This is a genomic window from Janthinobacterium sp. GMG2 (assembly GCF_033949445.1).
Taxonomy (GTDB): Bacteria; Pseudomonadota; Gammaproteobacteria; order Burkholderiales; family Burkholderiaceae_D; genus Janthinobacterium; species Janthinobacterium aestuarii.
The window spans coordinates 51310-75736 of sequence record NZ_JAXAWA010000008.1 but is presented as its reverse complement, the minus strand read 5'-3'; the positions used below and the strand labels follow the sequence as shown (position 1 = coordinate 75736).

Genomic DNA, 24427 nt, shown 5'->3' with positions numbered 1-24427 from the left:
ATGACCCGGAGAATAAAAATGAGTAACTTTAAAAGTTTGGCTTTCATCGCCGCTACCGCAGCTCTGCTGTCCGCCTGCAGCACCCCAGTCAAAGTAGCAGAAACCCCAGTGGTTGAGCGCGCTCCTGAAAAAGTCGCAGCTCCAGTTGACACCCGTCAAGTTCAGCCAGTGACGACCGCATCGGTCGATCCACTGGACGATCCAAAAGGCGTGCTGGCTAACCGCAGCATCTACTTCGACTTCGACAAATACGTCGTGCGCGAAGCGGACACCCCAGTCGTGCAAAACCACGCTGCTTACTTGGTGAAAACGCCTAGCCGCAAGATCCTGATCCAAGGTAACACCGATGAACGCGGTGGCGCTGAGTACAATCTGGCCCTGGGCCAGAAACGTGCTGAAGCCGTGCGCAAGTCGATGGCAGCCCTGGGCGTGCCAGAAGGCCAAATGGAAGCCGTGTCGCTGGGCAAAGAAAAGCCTAAAGCACAAGGCAGCAACGAAGCAGCATGGGCAGAAAACCGCCGCGCTGACATCGTTTATTGATGTTGACAGGTGAGCGCGGCAGCATTGGCGCTTACCTAACTGGCCAGTCATAGGCATAATAATGGGGCGCAGCGCGGTGATTCACCGCCCGGCGCCCCGTTTGCATGTTTGCGTAACCTTAGAAAGCCCGACCCATGATGACATTCTCGAAAGCCGGCGTCGCCGCCGCCTTGATGGCCGCGTTTGCCTACCTGCCCCTGCACGCCAACGCCGCCCTGTTCGATGACGACGAAGCGCGCAAGGCCATCCTCGAGCTGCGCGCCAAGGTCGACGCCATGGCGCGCGACCTGAACAGCCGCGTCGACACCAAGGCGGACAAGACCAGCACCCTGAGCCTGATCAACCAGCACGACCAGACCATGCAAGAGATCGCCCGCCTGCGCGGCCAGATCGAAGTGCTGGGCAACGACCTGGCGAATGTGCAAAAGCGCCAGAAGGATTTCTACACCGACATCGATGCGCGCCTGCGCAAGCTCGAGCCGCGCCAGGTCACCATCGACGGCCAGGAAGCGGCCGTGGGCGTATCCGAGCAAAGCGCGTACGAATCCGCGTTCGGCCTGTTCAAGTCGGGCGATTACAAGGGCGCCGTCACGGCCCTGGACGGCTTCGTGAAACGCTATCCCGAATCGGCCTACGCGGCCAACGCGCAATACTGGCTGGGCAACGCCTATTACGCCCAGCGCGACTGCAAGAGCGCCATCACGGCCCAGCAGGCAGTGCTGAAGAACTACCCGGACAGCCCGAAGGCGCCCGACGCCATGCTCAACATCGCCAGCTGCTACACGGAGCTGAAAGACAAGGCGAACGCGACCAAGACCCTGAACGCCCTGATCTCGCGCTACCCGGACTCCAGCGCGGCCCAGGCTGCCAAGGAACGGGGCGGCAAAAAGTAAAAGCGGGGAAAAAGTTGCCCGTTAGGTTTGACAGAATCCCGGGCACCCCCTATAATCTTTCTTCTTCGGGTCGTTAGCTCAGCTGGTAGAGCAGCGGACTTTTAATCCGTTGGTCGCAGGTTCGAATCCCGCACGGCCTACCACGAATACGCAGTACTGATCTGCTTGCGAGTTGTTATAGCAAGCATTTTTTTACGGCACAGTGTTACCGAAGTTGTTGTAAAAAGTTTTTGGGTCGTTAGCTCAGCTGGTAGAGCAGCGGACTTTTAATCCGTTGGTCGCAGGTTCGAATCCCGCACGGCCTACCAAATACTTCAGAGAAGCCAACCGTTCGCGGTTGGCTTTTTTGTTTTCAGCAGCATCACTTGCACGCGATGCCATCGCTGACACAAATCAAACGCCTTGCCACCTGCGATACAGCTTTATCGGACTGTCGTATAATCAGACAATCAGAACGCCACACCATCCTCGACCATGTCCGAATTTGCTACAACGGAAGCAGCCGAAACCTATGAACAATGGTTTCGCGCAAAGGTGCTGGCGTCGCTCAATGATGACCGCGCTACCGCCTCGCACGAGACAGTCATGGCGCAACTGAGGAAAATCGTCACGCCACAGACTGACGGCCATGCTGCCGATTCAATGGAAGGTTGAAGCTCAAGAAGGCCACCCCGAGTTTCTAACGCGACACCAGCGCCTGCCTCCCGGCCAGATGCGCCACCACGCTCCCCATCACCAGCCCCAGCGGCACCTCCACCCAGCGATAAAACGCCGCACCGGCCGCCAGGCTGGCGCCCCACGCCGTCAGCATGCCCAGCGCCTGCCACTCGGGATCGAGTGGGACATACGTGATAAACAGTGCATTCACCAGCAGGCTGACGGGAAAGTGCACGAGGAAGACAGCATACGAGATGCGGCCCAGCGCGTTGATGATGTTCCAGGCGCCGCCCTGTGCAGGCGTGCGGGCGCGGCCGAACAGGAACAGGGCGCAGGCGACGATCAGGGCCAAGGCGATGCGGCTGCGGTAGTCGACGGCCAGGGCCAGCAGGACGGGCACGGCGGCCATGGCCATGAGCGCGGTCATGGCGCCGGGTTTACGGGCCGGATCGCTGGCCCACCAGGCCAGCATGCCGAGACCATAGCTGCCGAAGAAATACGGCGCCCAGTTATCCCAGTCCGCGTCGAGATTGAAATACAGCAGGAAAAAGGTGATACCGACGGTGACGGCCAGCGGCATCAGCCAGTGCCGGCGCCGCTGTCCCGCCACGCGGCCGCTCAGCCACAACAGCGATACGGTCAGCAGGTACAGCTGAAAATCGATGGCCACGTACCAAGCGCCGGCCGACAGCGACTCATAGCCCAGCACGCCGTGCAGCAGCAAGGCATGGGCACTCAGCTGGCCCAGGGTGACGGCGGCCGACATGGAGTCGTGCCGCATCCAGATGCCGGCCACAGGCGTGATGATGGCGGCGAGCAAGGTGGCAGCCAGGAAAGGCGGCGCCAGCTTGGCATAGCGGCGCCAGACCGCTTGCAGAGGGTTGGCAATGCCGGGGCGGCCTGCGGGCGAGAGCGATTTGGCGACGAGAAAGCCGCCGATGACGAGGAACACTTGCACGGCGATGCGCGCGCTGCCGCCGAGCCAGTCCAGCAGCTCGGGCCACAGCGGCTGCACGTAGTCGGACATGGGCCCGTAAAACGCCAGATGGTGCAACACGATCAACTGCGCCGCGCCTGCCTTCAAACCATTGATCCAGCCAAACTGCGGACGATGTGCCAGGTCCGCCTGTGATATCACTGCTGCTGCCGTCATTCCCTATCCTTGCCGTGCCAGGTAGTCTCGCCAGCCATGCGCGCAACGGGCGCGCGGCCGAGGATTTACCGAAAGGCCGACATCATAGCCGAGCCTGGCATTTCGGTGACGCGCGGCAGACGACCGATATCAATCCTTGCGCGAAAAATCGGCACGCAACAGGGTCTGGATCACGCTGCCGCCCTGCTCGTTCGCGCGCACGGCGACCGCCATGGACGGCGTGACGAACAGCACGCCATCGTGCTCTTCCCAGGCATCAACCAGTTGCTCCAGTTCGCGTCCCAGCGACTGCGCCCGCCCGATCTGCCGGGCCAGCTGCGCCTCGCACTTGCCGTCATAGCCGACGCGGCGCGGGCACTCATCGATGCGCACAAACGGCGTCTTGCTGTCGCGCAAGCGCGCGGACAATTGCGCGGCCACCGCCGCCGGCGCGCCATCGAGATACAAATGGTAAGACGGCACACGGCAGCATCTCCCGGACAACAACAGCACGCCGACCCTGGCGCCGAATGCGGCCGTGGTGGCTACCGGCACATAGGCAAACGGCGGCGTGTTGCCGTCCCATACAAAAGTCTCGCGCTGCTCGGCGGCGTTCGCCCCGCGCCAGCCGGACAGGCAGGCGGCATTGTCGGCGGCAAAACAGGTTCGGTAGCCCGTCTGATCGCTGATAAACAATTGCTCGACCGCATTACGCGCGCCGGCAGCCTCGGGCGCGGTGCCGTCCGGCCGCACTTCCCAGCTGCCCGCGCCGTTCTTGTGCCATGGCAGCGCCGTGCGCGACCAGGCCCATAGCCGCTCGTAAGGATGGAATTGGTAGGTGGGCGCGTCCGCCAGGTAAATTCTCGGCAGCGGGATCGGGTCGCGCCGCTTGCCGTCGGCATCGACGACGAGCACCACGGACGGCGCATATTCGCTGTCGACATATGCAAACGATCTTCCATCGGGCGAGATGGCCGCCAGGACTTGGGCGTGCAGGTCGCCATCGCCTTCTGGCGGACTGGGCAGTACAGTGGTTTTCAGGGGCAAGCCACGCAACAGGAAACCGGGGCGCTGGTCGCCGGGAAAATAGCGCACGCCGGGAGAGAGGGGAAAGCCATGCGGATACGCCTCGGTGCCCCTGTAGCCGTATCTCGACGCCGCGACCTTCTCGACCACGGCCTTGCCCGCTTGCTCGTGGACCAGCGCCAGCACGCTGTCATCGTCAGGCAATCTGACGAAATAGACGGGCTGGGCGAAGTCGGTCCAGCGTTCGATGCCATCGGTGGTCTTGACGACGACTTTATCGCTATGGATCAGCCGCATGGAATTGTTGTGCGTGGACATCAGGGAGCCGCCACCCTGGCGGTACTCGACCGACAAGGCGGCAAACCGCCCGTACGTGTCGGCCTTGGTCACCTTTTCGCCGCGCCGCAACACAGCGGCATATTCGCCCGTGGCCGGCTCCGTGTAAGGCCAGCAGCCAGTGAGCAGTACGAAAGCGGTGGCGCAGCACCAGCGATACCGTGCAGGAATTCTCATGCGTGATCAACCTTTCAGCTTGAGACTGCACTCCAGCGCTGCAAATTCGGCAATCTTGCAGGCATTCTACGACAGATTCAGGGCTGATTCGCTGGCGGCTGCGCCAGGATGGCGTCGAGCAAGCCGGGAAAACGGCTCTCGATATCGGCGCGGCGCAGGGTGTTCATGTGCGTCGTGCCCGCGTTTTCCGTGTAGACGAGGCCCGCTTCGCGCAAGACCTTGAAATGGTGGGAGACGGTCGATTTCGGCCGCCCGCCGTCCAGATCGCCGCAAGCGGCCGCGTCGACTCTGGCCAGGTGGCGCACGATGTCGAGGCGAATGGAATCGCTCAAGGCGTACAGCACTCTTTCGAGGACGAATTCGCTGGCGGGAGGATGTTTGTGTGGACGCATGTGCAGAATCATACAGCATGCGCTATACTAATTCCATTCTTCGAATATTTGCGAACTACCGAATCAGCATTCACCCACATTTCCACCAACAAACACAAAGGCCACCATGTCCGCCCTCTTCCAGCCCTACACCCTCAAAGACATCACCCTGCGCAACCGCATCGCCGTGCCGCCCATGTGCCAGTACATGGCCGTCGATGGCCAGGCCAACGACTGGCATCTGTCGCACTACGCGGGCATGGCCCGTGGCGGCGCCGGCCTGGTGATCGTCGAAGCGACGGCCGTGGCTCCGGAAGGCCGCATTACGCCCGGCTGCACCGGCATCTGGAACGATGACCTGGCGCAAGCCTTCGTGCCTGTCGTGAAAGCCATCAAGGCGGCCGGCTCCGTGCCCGGCATCCAGATCGCCCACGCGGGCCGCAAGGCCAGCGCCAACCGCCCATGGGAAGGCGACGACCACATTCCTGAAGGCGACGCGCGCGGCTGGCAAACCATCGCCCCGTCCGCCATCGCCTTTGGCGGCGGCCTGCCGAAAGTGCCGCGCGCCATGGACCTCGACGATATCGCCCGCGTGAAACAGAACTTCGTCGACGCGGCCGTGCGCGCCCGCGAAGTGGGCTTTGAATGGCTGGAACTGCACTTCGCCCACGGCTACCTGGCGCAAAGCTTCTTTTCCGCCCACTCGAACCAGCGCGACGATATCTATGGCGGCAGCCTGGAAAACCGCAGCCGCTTCCTGCTGGAAACATTGAAAGCCGTGCGCGAAGTGTGGCCCGAACACCTGCCGTTGACGATCCGCTTCGGCGTGCTGGAATTTGACGGCCGCGACGAGCAAACCCTGCTCGAATCGATCGGCCTCGTGCGCCAGTTCAAGGACGCGGGCATGGACATGATCAGTGTCAGCATGGGCTTCACCATTCCCGACGTGTCGATTCCATGGGGCCCGGCCTTCATGGGCCCGATTGCCGAACGCGTGCGCCGCGAAGCGGGCGTGCCCGTCTCGTCCGCCTGGGGCTTCGGCACGCCGGCGATTGCCGAGCGCGTCGTCAAGGACGAGCAGCTCGACGTGGTGATGGTGGGCAAGGCGCACCTGGCCAATCCGCACTGGGCATACTTTGCCGCCAAGGAACTCGGCGTGGAACGCGCCTCGTGGACCCTGCCGGCGCCGTACGCGCACTGGCTCGAGCGCTATTGATCGTCCTTGACCGTTGCCGGATGCCCCTCCAGAGGCAGTTCCGGCAGGAACAGCAGGAAGACCAGTCCCAATAGCAGCAGCACGGCGCCGGCGCCAAACACGCTGGCGATCGCATGGCGGTACACGTCCACCGTCTGCGCCGCCGCCTGCGCACCCAGCGCCGAGACGGCTTCCACGCCGTGCTTGTGCAGCTGATGCGCGAGGATGGCGCCCGACGCCGTCACGCCCAGCAAGCCGCCCAGCGAGCGGAAAAATGCCAGCATGGCCGTGCCAACGCCGCGGCGCGCCAGCGGCAAGGCATTTTGCACGGCGATCGTCATGTTCGGCATCACCAGTCCCAGCCCAGTGCCGAGGAAGAAGATGGCCGGCTCGATGATCCAGTAGCCGCGCGACGTTTCCATGCCCCAGGCCAGCACGGCAAACGCCAGCAGCGCCACGGCCAATCCCGCCACCTGCACCATCTTGTACTTGCCCGAGCGCGACAGCACCCGGCCGTTGAAGATCGACGAGGCCACCAGCCCCACCATCATCGGCACCGTCATCACGCCGGATTCCGCGGGACTCGTACCCATCACCAGCTGGAAGAACAGGGGAAAGAAGACGCTGGCACCCATCAGGCCCATGAAGGTCACGGCCATGACCAGGCTGGCGATATTGAAGGTGCGGTTTTCGAACAGGTCGGGCGGCAGCACGGGTTCATCCACCCGCCCCACGTGCACCGCCAGCCAGAGCCCCAGCAGCACGGCAATGCCGCCGCACACCTTGATGGCCAGCCCATCCCACGGCCACTCGGTGCCGCCCAGCGCCAGCACCAGCAGCGCCGCCGTGATGGCGCCCGTCAGCAAGGCCGAGCCCAGATAGTCGATCTTGTGCGCATGCGTGCGCGCCGGTTTGCGCATGGCGCGCGCGATGATGACAAAGGCAGCCGCGCCGATGGGCAGATTGACATAGAAGATCCAGTGCCACGACAAGGCATCCGTGATCACGCCGCCCAGCACGGGACCGAGCACGCTGGTGACGGCATACACGATGGGCACCATGCCTTGCCGCTTGCCCCGCTCGGCCGGCGGCACGATGTCGCCGATGATGATTTGCGCCAGCGGCATGAAGCCGCCCGCACCGAGGCCCTGGATGGCGCGGAAAATGATCAGCTCCGTCATGTTCTGCGCCAGCCCGCACAGCACGGAACCGAGCAAGAAGGTCAGCAGGGCCGTGAAGATCATGGGGCGGCGGCCGTACTGGTCGGCCAGCTTTCCGTACAGGGGCATGGTGGCCGTCGAGGCCAGCACGTAGGCCGTCACCACCCACGACAGATGCGCCATGCCGCCCAGGTCATCGACGATGCGCGGCAAGGCTGTGGCGACGATGCTCTGGTCCAGCGCACCGAGTCCCAGCACGGCCATCAGGCCCAGGTAGATGGCGCGCACTTCGCGCTCGGTGACGGGTTTGGCAGCGCCCTTTTCTGCGCTTGTGGCTTGATCGTGGCGGCTCATGCTTGTCCGATCTCAAGCAGCGGCTGCATGGCCGCTTCCAGTGCATCGATCTGCTGCGGCGTCAGACGGGCAATGCGCTGCGCCAGCACATCGCGGCGGCGCGCACGCAGGGTTTCGAGGATGGCCAGGCCTTGCGCGGACACCTGCAGCCCCGAGCGCCGCCGGTCTTGCGGATCGGGCGCGCCGCGCTCGACCAGTCCCGCTTCTTCCAGCGACTTGACCTGCGCGCTGACGGTCGGCCCGCGCACGTTCTGCAGCCGCGCCAGCGCGGCCACGCCGATGCCGGGCTGCTCGTGGATCAGGGCCAGCAGCATGTATTGCATCATCGACACGCTGCCCTCCAGCTCGCCCCCTTCACGCTGCATGGAGCGCAGCAAACGCTTGAACGCCGTGCGCAATTCATCGGACAGCGCCAGCGCGCGTTCGGGGATGGGGAGGTCTTCGGTAGTGGACATGGGGACATAAGTAGGTAGGCTATCTATCCATATTAGTCCGACTCCGAGTGCCACGCAAGGCTTTTTTCCATCCCTGCCCTTCCCAAAACCCGCTTTGGCCGTCATAATAGCCGCCCTTGGGTCGTTAGCTCAGCTGGTAGAGCAGCGGACTTTTAATCCGTTGGTCGCAGGTTCGAATCCCGCACGGCCTACCAAGATACTAAAAAGCCCGCGAACTTGCGTTCGCGGGCTTTTGCATTCTGCAGCCCAACACGCTAGCGTGTCGTCGGCTGCAATTACCAATCCTGCTTTTTTTCCTCCGCCGCGATACAGGCCGATACCTTACCCATGGCCAAGCGCAGTGCCTCAATGGCTTGCTCACCTCCTGTACCGGTCGCCACAACCAGCTCGGAAGCATCAGAAGATTTCCCGCTATACAAAATCGCTGGCGAAGTCGCACTCATTCTGAATTTATCAGTTTTCGTCTCAACTATAACTTTCGCCCTGACAATACGTCCCGTCAACATATAAGAAAATGGAATTTGAACATTCAGGATTAACTGGCCACCGGCAGGATCGGCTAATTCAATCAGATTTCCGGAAGCATTCGCAGTATTTGCTTTGCCTGTAAAAGCATTCAAAGCCCCGGATGAAGAAACCGCACCGCTAGGAAAATTTCTCACCGCACATGATTGAGCCTTATTAACAAGGCTTGCCGTGTCCCCAGCCACATCCACACCCTCACCGACAAGCTCCACGAGCGTACGGCCCGACATTTTTCGCTCATATTTAACCTGACTCGCAGGTGCCGAAAACACAGTGCCGCATGCAACCGCAGCAAACAGACCAACGACGAGCCGGGTACAACGATTTTGAATATTTTTCATTATTTGAGTGGAGAATTTATGGGAAATAAAACAGCGTTATTCATAATAATTCAACGCGCGAGCAAACGCAAAATACTCTGGAATAAATTGCCTCCCCTCGAAAGTTAACACCGAGCATACAGGATGTGAAATTACTTCAAACACCCCAACTAACCTCGCATATATATTCGCTTGGCAGTAAGGCATTGTGATGTTTTCTTTTACCGCAAAATATCATCACCCAGGCAGAGAAAACGCCTGCAAGACCTTGCCAAATCACCCTGCGGCGGTCATAATAGCCGCCCTTGGGTCGTTAGCTCAGCTGGTAGAGCAGCGGACTTTTAATCCGTTGGTCGCAGGTTCGAATCCCGCACGGCCTACCAAGATTTTCAAGCGAAAACGCCAACCTTCACCGGTTGGCGTTTTTGTTTTCCGCACCAGCTATTCCATCCCCTTCCCCATACCTCCCCGGCGTCCCCCCCATCACGCGCTTGAACATGGCGATGAAGGCGCTGACGTTGTCGTAGCCCAGGTCCAGCGCAATCGTCGTGACGGGCCGGCCGGCGGCCAATAATTCCAGGGCGCGCAGGATGCGGGCGCGTTGGCGCCAGGCGGAAGGCGTAAAACCGGTCTCGAGCGTGAAACGGCGGGCCAGGGTGCGCGGTGATATGCCGGCCCAGGCGGCCAGCGCTTCCACGCCCCGCTCGTCGGCCAGGTCATCGAGGATGGCGCGCGCCACGCGCAGCAGGCGCGGGTCCGTGGGCAGGGGCAAGCCGAAGGGCTCGTGCGGCGCGGCGGCGATTTCGTCGAGGATGACGCCCGCGACCCGTTCCTGCCGTGCGTCCAGCGCGCCATCCTCCCAGGTGCTGGCGCGGCCCACCGCTTCGCGCAGCAGGCCCGAGACACGCATCACGCAAGGCGCGGCGGGCAAGCTGGCGCAACTGGCCTCGTCCACATACACGCTCCAACCCGCAAACGGTCCATGCGAACGCAGCGCATGGACGTGATGGGGCGGCATCCACACGCAGTGGCTGGCCGGCACCACCCACTGCCCGCTGTCGGCAGCGATGGAAAGCAAACCCCGCATGGCGCCGAACAGCTGGCCGCTGGCATGGTGGTGCGCCGCCGTCACGCGCCCCTGCGGCTGGGTAATGCGCATGGCGCGCAGCGGCAGTGATGGCGACAAGATTGGCGGATTTGACGTATCGAATGACATAAACAACGCAGGCAAGACAATCCGGCCATCATACAGTGAAGTCTTTCCAACATTCAGGAGTGCATCATGCGTGCAGAAGACGTATTGCCGGATCAACAAAACCAGGGCCAGTTCAATGGCGTGACCGTACGCAAGGGCACGGTGGGCGCCTTCCTGGCCAACGCCCGGCTATGGCTGGACGAGTCCAGCGGCATCGCCGAACGGACCATCGCAGAGCGCGACATTGTCGACGCCCTGCCCGCCCTGCACGCGCTGGGACTGTTCGATATTGTGCAAGTGCGCGATGCGGCGCTGCGCGAACTGGTGGCCGGCTCCGCAGCGGCGTGAGCAGGCTGACTCGTCCACGGCGCGCATTTCCTCTATCATGCTGCTTTGCCCGCCTTCGCACCCGCCATGCCGTTTACCATTGCCACCCCCGTCCACAGCGAACTGATCATCAAGAAAAGCCGTTTCATCGGTTGCGTGCAGCCGATGACGGACCGCGCCAGCGCGCAGCAGGTGGTCAATGACTTGAAGGCGCAGCATCCTGGCGCCTGCCATGTGTGCTGGGCGCTGCTGGCGGGCGGGCAGTCGGCGGCCGTTGATGATGGCGAACCGAGCGGCACGGCCGGGCGACCCATGCTCGACGTGCTGCGCCACCAGGACTTGGAAGGCGTGCTGGCGACGGTCGTGCGCTACTTTGGCGGGATCAAGCTCGGTGCGGGCGGCCTCGTGCGCGCCTACACGGATAGCGTGGCGCAAGCGTTGTTGCAAGCGGAAAAGACGGCCATCGTGCGCCAGCGAACCCTGCGCTGCACGGTGCCGTATGCGATGGAAGGCATGCTGCGCCGCGAACTCGATGGCGCCGGCGCTACCTTGCTGAACGTGGAACACGGCGAGCACGTGCTGTTCGACTTCAGCCTGCCTGAAACGGCGGCCACCGCCCTGCTGGCCCATCTGCATGAGGCGGGCAATGGGCGGATAGCCTGGCTGAAAGTGGAAGCCGAAGAGGAAGACTAAAACTTACAAGTTGGGCGGGCGCTTGATCTGCAGCAAGATGAAATGCGTCCACGCCAGCGCTGGCAGCACCATCAACAGTAGCATCAGTCCGGCCGGCATGTCCGGCACGAAACGCACGAAACAACCAAGAAAGCCGGCGATGGCCAGCCAGAAACGCCAGTTGAATGCGTATGCCTTGCGCGCCACGGTCGCCAGCGCGATGCGCCAGAATTCCAGCAAGGCCCACACCCCGCCCGTCAGCAGCAGCGCGGCCAGCGCATTGGTGCCGGGGGCGTCGGCCCAGGTGCGCACCAGGTTGTACAACAGCACGGGATAGCCGGCCGTGATGGCCAGGGTGGCAGGTCCGGCGGCGATGACAGCTTCAAACAGCTGCCCTTTGGAACGATGATCCACTGATACTCCTCAAGCCACGACGCCGGAATGGGCGGCGATCACTTGCAGCGCACCGGCCGCGTCCTGCGCCCAGACGCGCGTAAAACGGAAGTCGCCATGCGTTTCCACGTCGTGATAGGTGCCCGTCAGCTGCATGCGCACGGAGACGACGGCCACGTTGCCGTTGATGCGCACATGGCGCTCGGACGCGCGCAAGTCGGTGATGGCCAGCAGGCGCTGCTCGTGCGCGGCCAGGTCCGCATGCTTGCTCAGCAAGTGGCCCAGGTGATTCGTAAACAGCAATTCGTCGGCCAGCAAGACATTCAACTCGGCCACGTCGGAGGCCATCATGGCCAGGCGCAAGCGCTCTTCCGCATCGAGCACTTGTACTTCAGTTAATGCATTCATCTTCTTCCTATCAAATAGTCTGGCGCATCTTAGCAAACGGGAAAAGCATGCTTGCACGAAATAGCCAAATTCACAATCAGCCACAAGGCTTATACCTGTGAAGCATATTTATATAGCGTAATATTCGCAGCGGTATTGCGCAAAACGCCACCATAGTACTGTACAGTGCTTGCCCTTCCGCCCCGGGCTGGGGCAGCTGTCAGTTGTAGTACTGTTTTATGTGCTCCGTGCAGTCTCGAATAAAACCAAGATAAGGCCCCTTCATGGCAATTAACATCATCCTGAACCTGCTCGTTGCGTTGCTCGTCTTCGCTTTCATGTTCCACCAGCAACGCAAACACGCGACGTTTACCGTGCGCGTCTTCACGGGCCTGGGCCTGGGCGTACTGCTCGGCGCGGCCGTGCAGTGGCTGTACGGCGCCGGCTCGCCCATCATCGCAGGCACCAATGAATACATCGACATCGTCGGCAGCGGCTACGTCAAACTGCTGCAGATGATCATCATGCCGCTGATCATGGTGTCCATCATTTCCGCCATCCTGAAACTCAAGGACGCGAGCTCGCTGGGCAAGATCAGCGCGCTGACCATCGGCACCCTGCTCATCACCACGACCATCGCCGCCGCGCTGGGCATCCTGATGGCCAAGCTGTTCGGCCTGACGGCTGTCGGCCTGACGTCGAGCGCCGCCGAAGTGGCGCGGGGCGTGCAGCTGCAAGGCTCGCTGGAAACGGCGAAAGCCCTGTCCCTGCCGAAACTGCTGGTCAGCTTCGTGCCGACCAACCCCTTCCTCGACATGACGGGCGCGCGCAAGACGTCGACCATCGCCGTGGTCGTGTTCTCGATCTTCATCGGCATTTCGGCCACGGGCATCGCGGCGAAAAAGCCGGAGATTTTCGCCTCGTTCGAGAACTTCATGAAAGTGGCGCACGCCATCGTCATGCGCATGGTCACCCTGGTGCTGCGCCTGACCCCGTACGGCGTGTTCGCGCTGATGTTTGAAGTGGTCGCGTCGTCGAGCTACACGGACATCTTGAAACTGATCAACTTCGTCGTCGCCTCGTACAGCGCGCTGATATTGATGTTCCTCGTGCACCTGGCCATCATCGCCGGCGTGGGCCTGAACCCGCTGCGCTTCGTGAAAAAAGTCTTCCCCGTGCTGGCATTCGCGTTCACGTCACGCACCAGCGCCGGTTCCATCCCGATGAGCGTGCAGACGCAAACCCAGCGCCTGGGCACGCCGGAAGGCATCGCCAACTTCGCCGCCTCGTTCGGCTCGACCATCGGCCAGAACGGCTGCGCCGGCATCTATCCCGCCATGCTGGCTGTGATGATCGCCCCGACCGTCGGCGTCGATCCCTTCACGGTCAGTTTCCTGCTGCCCTTGCTGGCCATCATCACCATCGGTTCCGTCGGCGTGGCCGGCGTGGGCGGCGGCGCCACGTTTGCCGCGCTGATCGTGCTGTCGGCGATGGACTTGCCCGTCGCGCTGGCCGGCTTGCTGATCTCGGTCGAACCGCTGATCGACATGGGCCGCACGGCTCTGAACGTGAGCGGCTCGATCACGGCCGGCACCGTCACCAGCCGGGTCATGGGACAGACCGACCTGGCCGTCTACAACAGCGACGATGCGCCGGACTTGGACGAAGCGGAACACGCCGCCTAAGCAGCTCTCCAGCGGCGCGCCGCGCCTTGCCGCTTTCCTCTATATTTATCAACAATAAATACGGAGGAAGGCGCAAGGCGATGGAACAGAAATGGCCGCAGCAAATCTGGATCGTGCGTCACGGCCAAAGTGCCGGCAACGTGGCGCGCGATGCCGCCGAAGCGGAAAAACAGTTGTTGATCGCCATCGCCGAGCGCGATGTCGACGTCCCCCTCTCCGAGCTTGGCACGCGCCAGGCGCAAGCCCTGGGCGACTGGTTCGCCACCCTTCCCCCTGAACAACAACCGACCGTCGTGCTGTATTCGCCGTACGTGCGGGCGCAGCAGACGGCGCAAGCCGTGCTGGCGCGCATCGGCGCGGACGGCTTGAACTCCGTGGTGGCCGACGAGCGCCTGCGCGAAAAGGAATTCGGCATCCTCGACCGCCTGACCGTACACGGCATCGCCAGCAAGTACCCGGAACTGCACGAGCAGCGCCAGCACGTCGGCAAGTTTTACTTCCGTCCGCCGGGCGGCGAAAGCTGGTGCGACGTCATCCTGCGCCTGCGCAGCGTGCTCGACACCATCACCCGCGAATACCGGGGCGAACGGGTGCTGATCGTCGGCCATCAGGTCATCGTCAATTGCTTCCGCTATCTGCTTGAGCGCTGCGACGAGCAAGCCATCCTGGCCATCGACAAGGCGGCCGACGTGCCCAACTGCGGCGTCACTTCCTATGCTTTCAACCCGGCTTTGGGCAAGCACGGCAAGCTGCAGCTGGACCTGTGCAACTTCGTCGCGCCACTGGAAGAATCGGGTACACCTGTCACGGCCCAGCCCGACATGCCGGCCGCGCCCAAGTCCTAGTTTTCCGGAGACCATGCATGGACACCACCGACATCACCGCTACCCTGCTGCGCTCCTGGCCCCTGCCCATGCCGCAGCCCGACGGCGACAAGGAAGTGCGCGGCCATCTGCTGATCGTCGCCGGCTCGGCCGAGATGCCGGGCGCCATCGTGCTGGCCGCTACGGCAGCGCTGCGCGCGGGTGCAGGCAAGCTGACCCTGGCGACGGGTGCATCGGTGGCGGCGCAGGTAGCCATCGCCATGCCTGAGGCGCGGGTCATCGGCCTGGACGAAACGGCGCAAGGCGGCTTCCGGCATGAGGCGCAACACCAGCTGGCGCCGCTGGCCGGCAAGGTCGATGCCGTGCTCGTCGGGCCAGGCATGTGCGACACGGCTGCAAGCTGCGAGCTGATGCGACATTTGCTGCCCCTGTTTGCGAATAGCCGTCTGATCCTTGACGCCTGCGCCATGCAGGTCGTGCGCAAGCCCGCGCACTTCCGCTTCGACCAGCCCGTCCTGCTGACGCCGCACGCGGGCGAGCTGGCCCAGCTGATGGGCCTGTCAAAGGACGCCGTGCTGGCCGACCCGCATGCCTGCGCCACGGACGCGGCGCGGCGCTGGAACGCCATCGTTGCCCTGAAAGGCGCGCTGACCGTCATCGCCATGCCCGATGGCACCAGCTGGGCACATGCGGGCGGCAATATCGGCCTGGCCATTTCCGGTTCCGGCGACACCCTGGCCGGCATCATCACGGGCCTGGCCGCGCGCGGCGCACCGTTGGAGCAGGCGTGCGCCTGGGGCATCGCCCTGCATGCGCTGGCGGGCGAACAGCTGGCCCTGCGCTTCGGCATCCTCGGCTACCTGGCGCGCGAAATCCCGGCCGAGATTCCAGCGCTGCTGCGCAATCTGGCGGCATAAAAACAACAGCATAAGCATATCCAGAAAGAATCGTTAGCGCCGGCGGGCGCCTCCCTTAAGCTCATTGCAACTGTTTCCATACGAACACTAATCGAGCCCAAAGGACACCGCCTTGTATCCGCGCCATTCAACCGCCTCCCCATCCCTTCCCGCCACGCCGCTGCGCGCCATCGTGCTGGCCTGCGCCATGCTGGGCACCGCGCCCGCCTGGGCACAGGACGCGCAAACCAGCACCAGCACAGGCAACGCCGCTGAAACGGCCAGCGCCAGCATCGACCAGGTCACCGTCGTCGGTTCGCGCGCGCGCAACCGCACCGTGTTCGACAGCAGCGTGCCCATCGACCGATTCGGCGCGCGCGAAGTGAGCAATGCGCTGTCGACGGGCGACGTGGGCGCGGCCCTGCAAAACCTGTCGCCGTCGATCAACTTCCCCCGCATCGAGTCGAGCGGCGCGTCGGACTCCGTGCGCGGCATCCAGTTGCGGGGACTGGCGCCCGACCAGGTGCTGGTGCTGATCAACGGCAAGCGCCGCCACACGAGCGCCGTGCTCGACACGGAAAGCAGCTTTGCCGGCACCGTGCCGGTGGACATCAATGCGATTCCGCCCAACGCCATCGACCATATCGAAATCCTGCGCGACGGCGCCGGCGCCCAGTACGGCAGCGATGCCGTCGCGGGCGTCATCAACATCGTGCTGAAAAAGGCGCGCACGGGCGGCTCCGCTTCCGTCAGCTACGGCGCCAACCACACGCATTTCGAGCCGACCGACCAAACCCTGACGGATGGCCAGACCGTCATCGTCAACGCCGACTATGGCGTGCCGCTGGGCGAGGCGGGATTCTTCCGCTTCGGCGCGGAAACGCGGCACCGCTCGCCCACGGAACGGGCCGGCCCCAGCGACGCGGGCTGGACGTCCTACAACTTTACGCCGGCCGACCAGGCGCTCGACGGCAAGGTCGTGTTCAAGTCCGGCGACTCGCGCCAACGCAACAACTATTTGTTCTACAACACCCAGCTCACCCTGGCCAACGGCCTCGATCTGTACTCATTTGCCACCCTCAACGAGCGCAAATCCGACGGCAGCGCCTACTTCCGCTATCCGGGCGACCCGTCGAACGTACTGGCCCTGTATCCGAACGGCTACCGCCCCGTCACCAATGGCGACAAACGCGACCTCAGCATCGTGGCCGGCGTGCGCGGCAGCGCGGGCGAGTGGAACTGGGACGCCAGCGCGCGCCACGGCAGCGACCGCTTTGACTACGGCGTAAGCCATTCCGTCAACGCTTCGCTGGGCGCGGCCAGCCCCACGCGCTTCAGCCTGGCCGGCTTCGATTTCCGCCAGAATGCCTTAAACGTCGATGCCACGCGGACCATCGACATCGGCTTGCCCGCCCCCTTGAGCGTGGCCGTGGGCGCCGAATGGATGCGCGAAACCTACACCAGCTCGGCCGGCGACCCTGCCTCGTCTGCGGCCGGCAGCTTCACGGACGCGCCACCGGGCGCGCAGGCGGGACCGGGCTTGCGCCCATCGGACGCCTACGACGGCAGCCGCCAGATCAGCTCCGTGTATGCGGACGTGGAAAGCGATCTCACGCCGCGCCTGCTGGTGGGCGTCGCCGCCCGCTACTCGCACTACAGCGACTTCGGCAGCGCCAGCACGGGCAAGCTGTCGACGCGCTATAAAGTGACGGACAATTTTCTCGTGCGCGGCTCGCTGTCGAACAGCTTCCGCGCGCCTGCTCTCGTGCAGACGGGTTTCCGCTTCGCCACACTGAACTTCAACGCCGATGGCACGGCCCTGCAAACGGCGGCCCTGCTGCCGGCCAGCGACCCGCTGGCGCGCAGCTTCGGCGCGCAACAGCTGAAACCTGAAAAATCGACCAACGTCTCGCTGGGCCTGGCCTGGAAACCGGCCGCCACCACCAGCGTGACGGTGGACGCCTACGTGATCCGCATCCGCGACCGCATCACGCGCTCGAGCGACTTGCAAAGCGACGCCGTCACGGCCTACCTGGGCGCAAATGGCCGCAGCGACATCCAGTCCGTGGCCTACCTGGCCAATTTGCTCGACACCGCTACCCGCGGCCTGGACGTGGTGCTGAACCACGAACGGGCGTTCACGTCAGGCAAACTGAACCTGAACGCGGCGCTGAACCTGAATAAGACCAGCCTCGACAAGGTGCGCCAGAGCTCCGCTGCGCTGGCCAATATCGATTCGAGTCTGACCCTGCTGACGGAGACGAGTTTGTTCCGCATCAAACATGCGTCCCCCAACAGCAAATTGATACTCGGCGCCGACTGGCAGGCGGCCGGCTGGGGCGTGCAGGCGCGCGCCACGCGCTTTGGCGAGCTGAAAGATTTTTCGTACGACAGCGATGCGCCCCTGATCGACGGCATCCCCGCACAGCGCTTCGGCGCCGTCTGGTCGCTGGACCTGGAAGGCCAGCTGAAACTGAGCAAACAGCTGACCTTGAGCGTGGGCGGCAACAACATCCTCGACCGCTATCCGCAGCGCGTGCGGGAAACGAATAACGCCACGTATGGCGGCGCCCTGCCCTACAATTTCATCAACCCCATCGGCGTCAATGGCGCGTACTTTTACGCCAAGCTGAACTACACCTTCTAACGCCACGGAAAGAACCCATGATCATCAAGAAAATATCCCACCTCGTCGCTGGCGCCTGCCTGAGCGCCCTCATGCTGTCCGCCGCCCAGGCCGCCACGCCGCTGGTGCTGATGACGGACTTCGGCACGGCCGATGGCGCCGTGTCCGCCATGCATGGCGTGGCCTATGGCGTCGATCCCCAGCTGACCATCTCGGACCTGACGCACCAGATTCCCGATTACGACATCTGGCTGGGCGCCTACCGTTTGTACCAGACGGCCAATTACTGGCCGCAAGGCACGGTGTTCGTGTCCGTCATCGACCCGGGCGTGGGTACGGCGCGCAAGTCGGTGGTGCTGAAAACCAAGGGCGGCCGCTATTTCGTGGGGCCGGACAACGGCCTGTTCACCCTGATTGCAGAGCGCGACGGCGTGGCCGAACTGCGCGAAATCGATGAAAAGGTCAACCGCCTGGCCGGCTCCGCCGAGTCCTACACCTTCCATGGCCGCGACGTGTACGCGTATGTCGGCGCGCGCCTGGCGTCGGGCGCCATCAGCTATGAACAGGTGGGCCCGCAATTACCGAGCGAATCCGTGGTCAAGATCGCGTATCAAAAACCGGTACGCGACGGCAATACCATCCGCGGCATCGTGCCCGTGCTCGACGTCAAGTATGGCAACGTGTGGACGAATATCCCGAAATCGCTGCTCGACGAATTGCAGGTGAAACTGCACGATCCGCTGCAAGTGCGCATCCTGCACAAGGGCAAGCAAGTGGCCAAGGTCACGGCGCCGTTCGAGCACACGTTTGGCGGCGTGGCCAAGGGCAAGCCCCTCGTCTACCTGAACAGCCTGCTCGACGTGGCCGTGGCCATCAGCCAGGGTGACTTTGCCGCAAAACACCACGTCGAGTCGGGCGTGGATTGGGAAGTGGAAGTGAGCAAGATTTCTCCGTCGAAATAAGCATGGTCCACGGCCAGGGCACACAGTCCTGGCCGTTTCAAATTTTGCTACTGCAAGTTTGCGCTACGTCAAACCAAACGCTCTCCGCGCGCCCACAACGCCGCTCATTTGTAATTGTGGTGAACCTGCGCCCACCTGCCTACTCTAAATTTTGCAAACGATGCCAGCCTTGTTCCAGATGCGCGATCTGGCAAGGCATGCTTTTCCACGACAGCATTCCACTGAAAAGGAACAATCATGACGGCTCCACTCCTGACCACCAGCAAGCTCGTTCTCGGTAGCGCCATCGTCTGTGCGCTGCTGGGCGGATGCAACAAACGTAACGACACCGACACTGGCACCGGTGCCACCACCTCGCCGAACACGACGAACCCGGCAACCGCACCCGGCACCAGCGGAACAAGCGGGACCAGCGGCACATCGGGTACCACCACGCCGGATACCACGACACCCGGCATGACGCCGGGGACGACACCAGGCACGACCAACCCCGATGGCACGACCACGCCGCCAACCACGCAACCCAACGGCACCACGCCGGGCACGGGAACCGGCACCGGAGGTACGGGCACAGGCACTGGTACGGGCACAGGTACGGGTACCACCACGCCGCCGCGCAGCAGTTAAGCGAGGCAAAAAAAGAGCCTTCCGCAGAAGGCTCTTGCAATACCACGGCGCAGCGAAAGCTGCGCCTTGGCCCGGTATTACTTTTGCAGGCTGACCGATGTCGCTTTCGGTGTCCGGCGCCCCATCAGGAACAGCACGGCCTTCTTCAGCATGCGGTAGACGAAGCGCACCATCAGCAGGGTCAGCACGCACTCGAGCAAGGTCAGGATCATGGCCACGGCCACAGGCATGCGCGCGGCGCGGCGGTGGAACTTGGCCACGGCGCCATCGCGGGCGATCTCGATGCTGTCATAGAAGGTCGGCACGACCAGCAGGGTCAGAATCGTCGAGGTGATGGTGCCGCCGATGATGGCGATCGCCAGCGGACGGTAGAATTCGCCGCCCTCGCCCAAGCCCAGCGCCACGGGGAACATGCCGGCGATCAGCGCAAACGTCGTCATCAGGATCGGGCGCAGACGCATGCGGCCCGCATACATCAGCGCGTCTTCGCGGCCATGGCCCTCTTCCTCGCGCTTGCGCGCCGCATCGAGCAACAGGATGGCGTTCTTGGCGACCAGGCCCATCAGCATGATGATGCCGATAAAGCTCATCAGGTTGAGGGTGTTGTTGGTAATCACCAGCGCCACCACCACGCCGATCAAACTGAGCGGCAAGGACATCATCACGGCCACCGGCGCCGTGAAAGAACCAAACTGCATCACCAGGATCAAATACATCAGGCCGATACCCATCACCAGCGCGATCAGCATTTCCGTGAACAGCTCTTGCTGGTCCTGGCCCGCGCCACCGAGCGCCAGGCCGTAGCCGGGCGGGAAGTCGATGGAGTTGGCCAGCTTCATGGCGTCGCTCGTCACTTCGCCATTCGAGCGGCCTTGCGCATTGGCCGACACGGTGATCGTGCGCTTGCCATTCTTGTGCTCGATGCCGGACGGACCCTTGCCCATGGTAATGGTGGCGATCTGGTCGAGCGGCACCATTTGCGACGTTCCCGTCACGCTGATCGGCAGGCGCTCGATGTTTTCCGATGCCACGCGGTCGTCGGGATGCAGGCGCACGGCCACGTCGCGCGTCTCGCCCGTCGGATCGACCCAATCGCCCACTTCCACGCCGGCAAAGGCCACGCGCAACGATTGCGCCGCGTCATTAACGGAAATACCCATCGAGTTGGCCAAACCACGGTTGAGCTCGATCTGCAGCTCGTTCTTCGGATCCTGCTCGGACAAGCCCACGTCGACGGCGCCAGGAATGGCGCGCAGCTTGTCCATGTAGGCATTCGTGATTTCCATCAGTTTACGCGAATCCGGGCCCGTGAATTCCACCTGGATCGGTTTTTGCGAACCGTTGCTCAAGTCATCCTGCACCACGTATTCGGCACCCACCAGGCGCGACATCTTCTCGCGCAGTTCGACCGCGATTTCCTTGGCCGAACGCTTGCGGGTGTTGCGCTTGCCGATGTCGACATACACTCGTCCGCCGCCCGCGGTGATAGAGCTATTGGTATCCTTGGTTTCAGGCAAGGTACGCGCCAGCACGGCCGCCGCTTCCAGTTTCAGACGCGAATATTCGATGCTGCTCGACGATGGCGTGCGCACATTGATCATCAGGTTGCCCGAATCGGATGCCGGCAGGAAACTCGTGCCGCCATGCGTTGCATGCAGAACGATGGCGCCCACCAGGCTGCCGAAGGCGATGACGGCCATCCAGCGGCGGTGATGCAGGGCCCAGGCGATCACGCGGCCATAGCGGTCGGCCTGGTGGTCGAACCAGTGGTTGAATTTATCGAGCACGCGGCCGATGCCTTTTTTCGGTGCCGAGTGTTCTTCGACCGGGTCGCCCCAGTAGGCCGACAGCATCGGGTCGAGCGTAAACGAAATGCCCAGGCTGACGAGCACCGAGCACGTCACCGTCAAGGCGAACGGACGGAACCATTCGCCGGAGATACCGGGCATGAAGGCCACGGGAATGAAGACGGCGATGATGGAAAAGGTCGTGGCGGCCACGGCCATGCCGATCTCGGCCGTGCCTTCCAGCGCGGCCGTGCGGCGGTCCTTGCCCATCTGCATGTGTCGCACGATGTTTTCACGCACAACGATGGCGTCATCGATCAGCACGCCAATGGCCAGCGACAAGCCCAGCAGGGTCATGAAGTTCAGGGTAAAGCCGCACAGCCACACGGCAATGAAGGCGGCAATCACGGACGTGGGCAGGCTCAGCGCCGTGATCAGGGTCGAGCGCCACGAGTTCAGGAAAGCGTAGACAACGAAGATCGTCAGCACGGCGCCCAGCACCAGCGATTCGATCACGTTGTTCAAGCTGTGCTGGGCGTTTTCGCCACCGTCGCGCGTCACTTGCAACAAAGTGCCCTTCGGCAAGGTCTTGTTGATTTCCGCCACCATGTCGCGGATCTTGTTGGCCACGCTGACGGTGGACGCGTCGCGCACGCGGGTGATGGAAATGCCCACGTTGGGCTTGCCGCTGCGCATGCTCAGGCTGTTGACTTCGGCAAAGCCATCCTCGATGGTGGCCACTTGCGCCAGACGCACGATTTCCTCGCCGCGGCGCTTGATCACCACTTGTTCGAAATCGGACGGCGACTCGATGCGGCCCACGAGGCGGATGCTTTTCTCGTCCAGGGTGCCGCGCACCTTGCCCACGGGAGCGTTCGTGTTCTGGTTGCGCAAGGCGGTCACGACGTCGCTGACGGACACATTGTATTCACGCAATTTTTCCGCCCGCAGCAGCACGGACAGTTCGCGCTTGAGCGAACCGCCCACGTTGACCAGCGCCACGCCATCGACGGTGCGGAAACGGTCCGACAGCACGTCTTCGGCCAGGCGCGAGATTTCCGCATGGCTTTGCGAATTCGACGACAGCGCCAGTTGCATGATCGGCTCGGCAGCCGGGTCGATGCGCTGCAAGATAGGCTCGCGCATTTCCGTCGGCAACTTGTAGCGCACGGCGGCAATCGCATTGCGGATATTGTCGGACGCTTCGATCAAATTGGTATTGAAGGAAAACTTCAGGAAGATGCTGGCCGAACCTTCATTCGAATCGCTGTTGACTTCGGTTACGCCGGAAATGCTTTGCAGCGATTTTTCCAGGCGGTTCACCACTTCGCGCTCGACCGTGTCGGGCGAGGCGCCAGGGTAAGGAATGCTGACGACGATGAAGGGCACTTCGACGTCCGGGTTCTGGTTGACGCGCAGTTTCTTGAGCGCCAGCAAGCCGACGCACATCATCGCCAGGATCAGGACGATGGTGGCGGTGGGCCGCTTGATACTGAAATCGGAAAGGAACATGGCTTAGTTTCCTTTACCGGCAACGGCGGCGCTGCTGCTAGCCACGGCGGCGGCGGGCACGGCCTTGGCTGCCGTCAATTCCACTTTCTGCCCATCCTTGAAGGTCGAGCCCGGCGTGCGCAGCACGGTGTCGCCGCTGGCCAGGCCGCTTTGCACTTCCCACTGGCCCGTGCGTACGTCGCGCGCGCCGATGCGCAAATTGACTTTATGCAAGGCCTTGTCCTTGACTTTCCACGTGTAGGTGATGTCGCCCGCCTTCACCAGGGCCGAATCGGGGATCATCAGCGCGCTGACGGTTTCCGTCTCGATGCGCCCTTCCGCATACAGGCCGGCCACGCGCGGCTGTTCCTTGTCGTTGAAATCGACCAGCACGGCCACCTGGCGCGTGACGGCATTGGCGGCAGGATCGACTCGGCGCACCTTGCCCGCGAAATCCTGGCCCGGATAACCATTGATGCGGAACAGCACGGGCTGGCCCACCTTGACGACACCGATCTTGTCGGCCGACACCAGGCCTTCGAGGCGCATGCTGGTCGGATCGATGACCCTGATCAATTCCTTGCCGATTTGCGCCGTATCGCCATTCGATACCTTGCGCTCGCTCACGATGCCGTCGAACGGCGCACGCACGAGGGTGCGCTGCAGCTGCTGGCGGGCCTGGGCGGCGCGGCTCTTCGCGGCGGACAGATCGCTCTGTGCATTGTTGCGGCGGATTTCCGCATCTTCCAGCGCCTGCGTCGACGTCATGCCCGAGGCGCGCAGGGTTTTCATGCGCTGGAACATGCGTTCGGACTGTTCCAGCACCTGGCTCGAGGCGCGGCTCGCTTCTTCGGCCGAATTGAGGCTGTCGCGGATGGCCGTTTCGTCCAGGCGCACGAGCACGTCGCCGCGTTTCACGGCTTCGCCGTTTTCCTTCAGGACCTGGATCACCACGGCCGACACTTCGGCGCGCAAGTCCGCGTTGCGCTCGGGCTGCACGGAGCCGGTGATCACAGGGCCCGACGCCAGCGCATTGCTCTGGATGGTCAGCAAGTCTTCCGGCGACACGAGCAGATTGACGCTAGCGCCCGCCTGTTCCTTGCCATCCTTGCCAGCGCCTTTGCCAGGATCTTTGGACTCTTTGCCACAAGCGGCCAAGGCAGAAGCGATTGCCAGAACAAACAGGGTTTTGCGCAACATGGGTATTTCTCCGGATAGATAGCGCCACGACCGTCCCGGCGGCCCGGATAGGGCTGCAGGCGATAGCAAGCATTTATTTTTATTAAAACCACAAGCGCCAAAGTATCCATGAGCGCATCCGGGCATGTCAATCGGCCGTTTCCTGTAACGCTTTAATCAATGGATGAAACGTAGTTTTTACGCCCTGAAACGCAAAACCCCGCCTTGAAGCGGG

23 protein-coding genes and 4 tRNA genes are annotated in these 24427 nt (G+C 62.8%); 16 read left to right on the top strand and 11 right to left on the bottom strand.

All coding sequences use genetic code 11. The features are described 5' to 3' along the window. The first annotated feature begins 18 nt into the window (after positions 1 to 18). From pal to SKZ59_RS24155, 5 genes are all read left to right on the top strand, one after another. The gene (gene pal, locus SKZ59_RS24175) at positions 19 to 540 is read left to right on the top strand and encodes a peptidoglycan-associated lipoprotein Pal (protein WP_034759187.1); all 522 of its coding nucleotides are present in this window, start codon (positions 19 to 21) and stop codon (positions 538 to 540) included. A 134-nt stretch (positions 541 to 674) separates the two neighbouring features. Beyond that, positions 675 to 1433, top strand: coding sequence for a tol-pal system protein YbgF (gene ybgF / locus SKZ59_RS24170; RefSeq protein WP_034759191.1), 759 nt, complete (start codon positions 675 to 677; stop codon positions 1431 to 1433). A 67-nt stretch (positions 1434 to 1500) separates the two neighbouring features. Continuing rightward, positions 1501 to 1576: transfer RNA gene (locus SKZ59_RS24165), tRNA-Lys, on the top strand. Between the two features lie 89 nt (positions 1577 to 1665). Beyond that, a tRNA-Lys gene (locus tag SKZ59_RS24160) sits at positions 1666 to 1741 on the top strand. 166 nt (positions 1742 to 1907) lie between these two features. Next, complete coding sequence (locus SKZ59_RS24155) at positions 1908 to 2087, top strand: hypothetical protein (RefSeq protein WP_083292440.1); 180 nt, start codon at positions 1908 to 1910, stop codon at positions 2085 to 2087. A 25-nt stretch (positions 2088 to 2112) separates the two neighbouring features. On the opposite strand, the gene SKZ59_RS24150 is transcribed toward SKZ59_RS24155, so the two are convergent. The 3 genes from SKZ59_RS24150 to SKZ59_RS24140 all read right to left on the bottom strand — a co-directional run bounded on the left by SKZ59_RS24150 (position 2113) and on the right by SKZ59_RS24140 (position 5153). After that, positions 2113 to 3243, bottom strand: coding sequence for an acyltransferase (locus SKZ59_RS24150; protein ID WP_319993183.1), 1131 nt, complete (start codon positions 3241 to 3243; stop codon positions 2113 to 2115). Between the two features lie 129 nt (positions 3244 to 3372). Further along, positions 3373 to 4761, bottom strand: coding sequence for a hypothetical protein (locus SKZ59_RS24145; protein ID WP_319993182.1), 1389 nt, complete (start codon positions 4759 to 4761; stop codon positions 3373 to 3375). A gap of 77 nt (positions 4762 to 4838) precedes the next feature. Continuing rightward, positions 4839 to 5153: an ArsR/SmtB family transcription factor gene (locus tag SKZ59_RS24140; protein ID WP_319993181.1), complete on the bottom strand. Its 315-nt coding sequence runs from the start codon at positions 5151 to 5153 to the stop codon at positions 4839 to 4841. A 106-nt stretch (positions 5154 to 5259) separates the two neighbouring features. On the opposite strand from SKZ59_RS24140, the gene SKZ59_RS24135 reads away from it, so the two are divergent. Next, entirely contained in the window at positions 5260 to 6348 is a 1089-nt protein-coding gene (locus SKZ59_RS24135; protein ID WP_070300894.1) for an NADH:flavin oxidoreductase/NADH oxidase, read from the top strand. Here SKZ59_RS24135 and SKZ59_RS24130 read toward each other — a convergent pair. Together SKZ59_RS24130 and SKZ59_RS24125 are read right to left on the bottom strand one after the other, a co-directional pair. Next, entirely contained in the window at positions 6342 to 7841 is a 1500-nt protein-coding gene (locus tag SKZ59_RS24130) for an MDR family MFS transporter (RefSeq protein ID WP_319993180.1), read from the bottom strand. The two genes, SKZ59_RS24135 and SKZ59_RS24130, sit on opposite strands and share 7 nt — an antisense overlap. Beyond that, positions 7838 to 8296: a MarR family winged helix-turn-helix transcriptional regulator gene (locus SKZ59_RS24125; protein ID WP_128140089.1), complete on the bottom strand. Its 459-nt coding sequence runs from the start codon at positions 8294 to 8296 to the stop codon at positions 7838 to 7840. The genes SKZ59_RS24130 and SKZ59_RS24125 overlap by 4 nt, the downstream gene beginning before the upstream one ends. 118 nt (positions 8297 to 8414) lie before the next feature. Here SKZ59_RS24125 and SKZ59_RS24120 point away from each other — a divergent pair. After that, positions 8415 to 8490 (top strand) — tRNA-Lys (locus SKZ59_RS24120). Positions 8491 to 8571: 81 nt separating this feature from the next. Here the strand turns inward: SKZ59_RS24120 and SKZ59_RS24115 are convergent. After that, the gene (locus SKZ59_RS24115; protein ID WP_152546566.1) at positions 8572 to 9162 is read right to left on the bottom strand and encodes a hypothetical protein; all 591 of its coding nucleotides are present in this window, start codon (positions 9160 to 9162) and stop codon (positions 8572 to 8574) included. 286 nt (positions 9163 to 9448) lie between these two features. Here SKZ59_RS24115 and SKZ59_RS24110 point away from each other — a divergent pair. Continuing rightward, a tRNA-Lys gene (locus tag SKZ59_RS24110) sits at positions 9449 to 9524 on the top strand. A 26-nt stretch (positions 9525 to 9550) separates the two neighbouring features. Here the strand turns inward: SKZ59_RS24110 and SKZ59_RS24105 are convergent. Beyond that, on the bottom strand, positions 9551 to 10330 hold the full coding sequence (locus SKZ59_RS24105) for an AraC family transcriptional regulator (RefSeq protein WP_413774602.1): 780 nt from the start codon (positions 10328 to 10330) through the stop codon (positions 9551 to 9553). Between the two features lie 93 nt (positions 10331 to 10423). Here SKZ59_RS24105 and SKZ59_RS24100 point away from each other — a divergent pair, with 93 nt between their 5' ends. Further along, entirely contained in the window at positions 10424 to 10684 is a 261-nt protein-coding gene (locus SKZ59_RS24100) for a hypothetical protein (RefSeq protein WP_319993179.1), read from the top strand. A gap of 66 nt (positions 10685 to 10750) precedes the next feature. Beyond that, a complete protein-coding gene (locus SKZ59_RS24095; RefSeq protein WP_319993178.1) occupies positions 10751 to 11356 on the top strand; it encodes a YigZ family protein in 606 nt (201 codons plus the stop codon). 3 nt (positions 11357 to 11359) lie between these two features. Here the strand turns inward: SKZ59_RS24095 and SKZ59_RS24090 are convergent, their stop codons facing one another. Both SKZ59_RS24090 and SKZ59_RS24085 read right to left on the bottom strand, forming a co-directional pair. Beyond that, positions 11360 to 11749, bottom strand: a complete 390-nt coding sequence (locus SKZ59_RS24090) for a hypothetical protein (protein ID WP_070300882.1) — start codon at positions 11747 to 11749, stop codon at positions 11360 to 11362. Between the two features lie 9 nt (positions 11750 to 11758). Beyond that, positions 11759 to 12136, bottom strand: a complete 378-nt coding sequence (locus tag SKZ59_RS24085; RefSeq protein WP_319993177.1) for a nuclear transport factor 2 family protein — start codon at positions 12134 to 12136, stop codon at positions 11759 to 11761. 263 nt (positions 12137 to 12399) lie between these two features. Between SKZ59_RS24085 and SKZ59_RS24080 the strand changes: the two genes are divergently transcribed. The 6 genes from SKZ59_RS24080 to SKZ59_RS24055 all read left to right on the top strand — a co-directional run bounded on the left by SKZ59_RS24080 (position 12400) and on the right by SKZ59_RS24055 (position 19735). Beyond that, positions 12400 to 13800 (top strand): L-cystine transporter, encoded by a 1401-nt coding sequence (locus tag SKZ59_RS24080; protein WP_319993176.1) that lies wholly within the window; start codon positions 12400 to 12402, stop codon positions 13798 to 13800. Positions 13801 to 13880: 80 nt separating this feature from the next. After that, a complete protein-coding gene (locus tag SKZ59_RS24075) occupies positions 13881 to 14645 on the top strand; it encodes a histidine phosphatase family protein (RefSeq protein WP_319993175.1) in 765 nt (254 codons plus the stop codon). Between the two features lie 17 nt (positions 14646 to 14662). After that, a complete protein-coding gene (locus SKZ59_RS24070) occupies positions 14663 to 15541 on the top strand; it encodes an NAD(P)H-hydrate dehydratase (RefSeq protein WP_319993174.1) in 879 nt (292 codons plus the stop codon). Between the two features lie 112 nt (positions 15542 to 15653). Then, complete coding sequence (locus SKZ59_RS24065) at positions 15654 to 18167, top strand: TonB-dependent receptor (RefSeq protein WP_319993173.1); 2514 nt, start codon at positions 15654 to 15656, stop codon at positions 18165 to 18167. Positions 18168 to 18184: 17 nt separating this feature from the next. Then, positions 18185 to 19108 carry an S-adenosyl-l-methionine hydroxide adenosyltransferase family protein gene (locus SKZ59_RS24060; RefSeq protein ID WP_319993172.1) on the top strand — a complete coding sequence of 308 codons (924 nt, stop codon included), beginning with the start codon at positions 18185 to 18187 and terminating at the stop codon, positions 19106 to 19108. Positions 19109 to 19345: 237 nt separating this feature from the next. Continuing rightward, positions 19346 to 19735 (top strand): hypothetical protein, encoded by a 390-nt coding sequence (locus tag SKZ59_RS24055; protein WP_200873077.1) that lies wholly within the window; start codon positions 19346 to 19348, stop codon positions 19733 to 19735. Positions 19736 to 19812: 77 nt separating this feature from the next. On the opposite strand, the gene SKZ59_RS24050 is transcribed toward SKZ59_RS24055, so the two are convergent. Continuing rightward, positions 19813 to 23034 (bottom strand): efflux RND transporter permease subunit, encoded by a 3222-nt coding sequence (locus tag SKZ59_RS24050; protein WP_034759249.1) that lies wholly within the window; start codon positions 23032 to 23034, stop codon positions 19813 to 19815. 3 nt (positions 23035 to 23037) lie between these two features. Next, a complete protein-coding gene (locus SKZ59_RS24045; RefSeq protein ID WP_034759252.1) occupies positions 23038 to 24213 on the bottom strand; it encodes an efflux RND transporter periplasmic adaptor subunit in 1176 nt (391 codons plus the stop codon). Between the last annotated feature and the right edge of the window lie 214 nt (positions 24214 to 24427).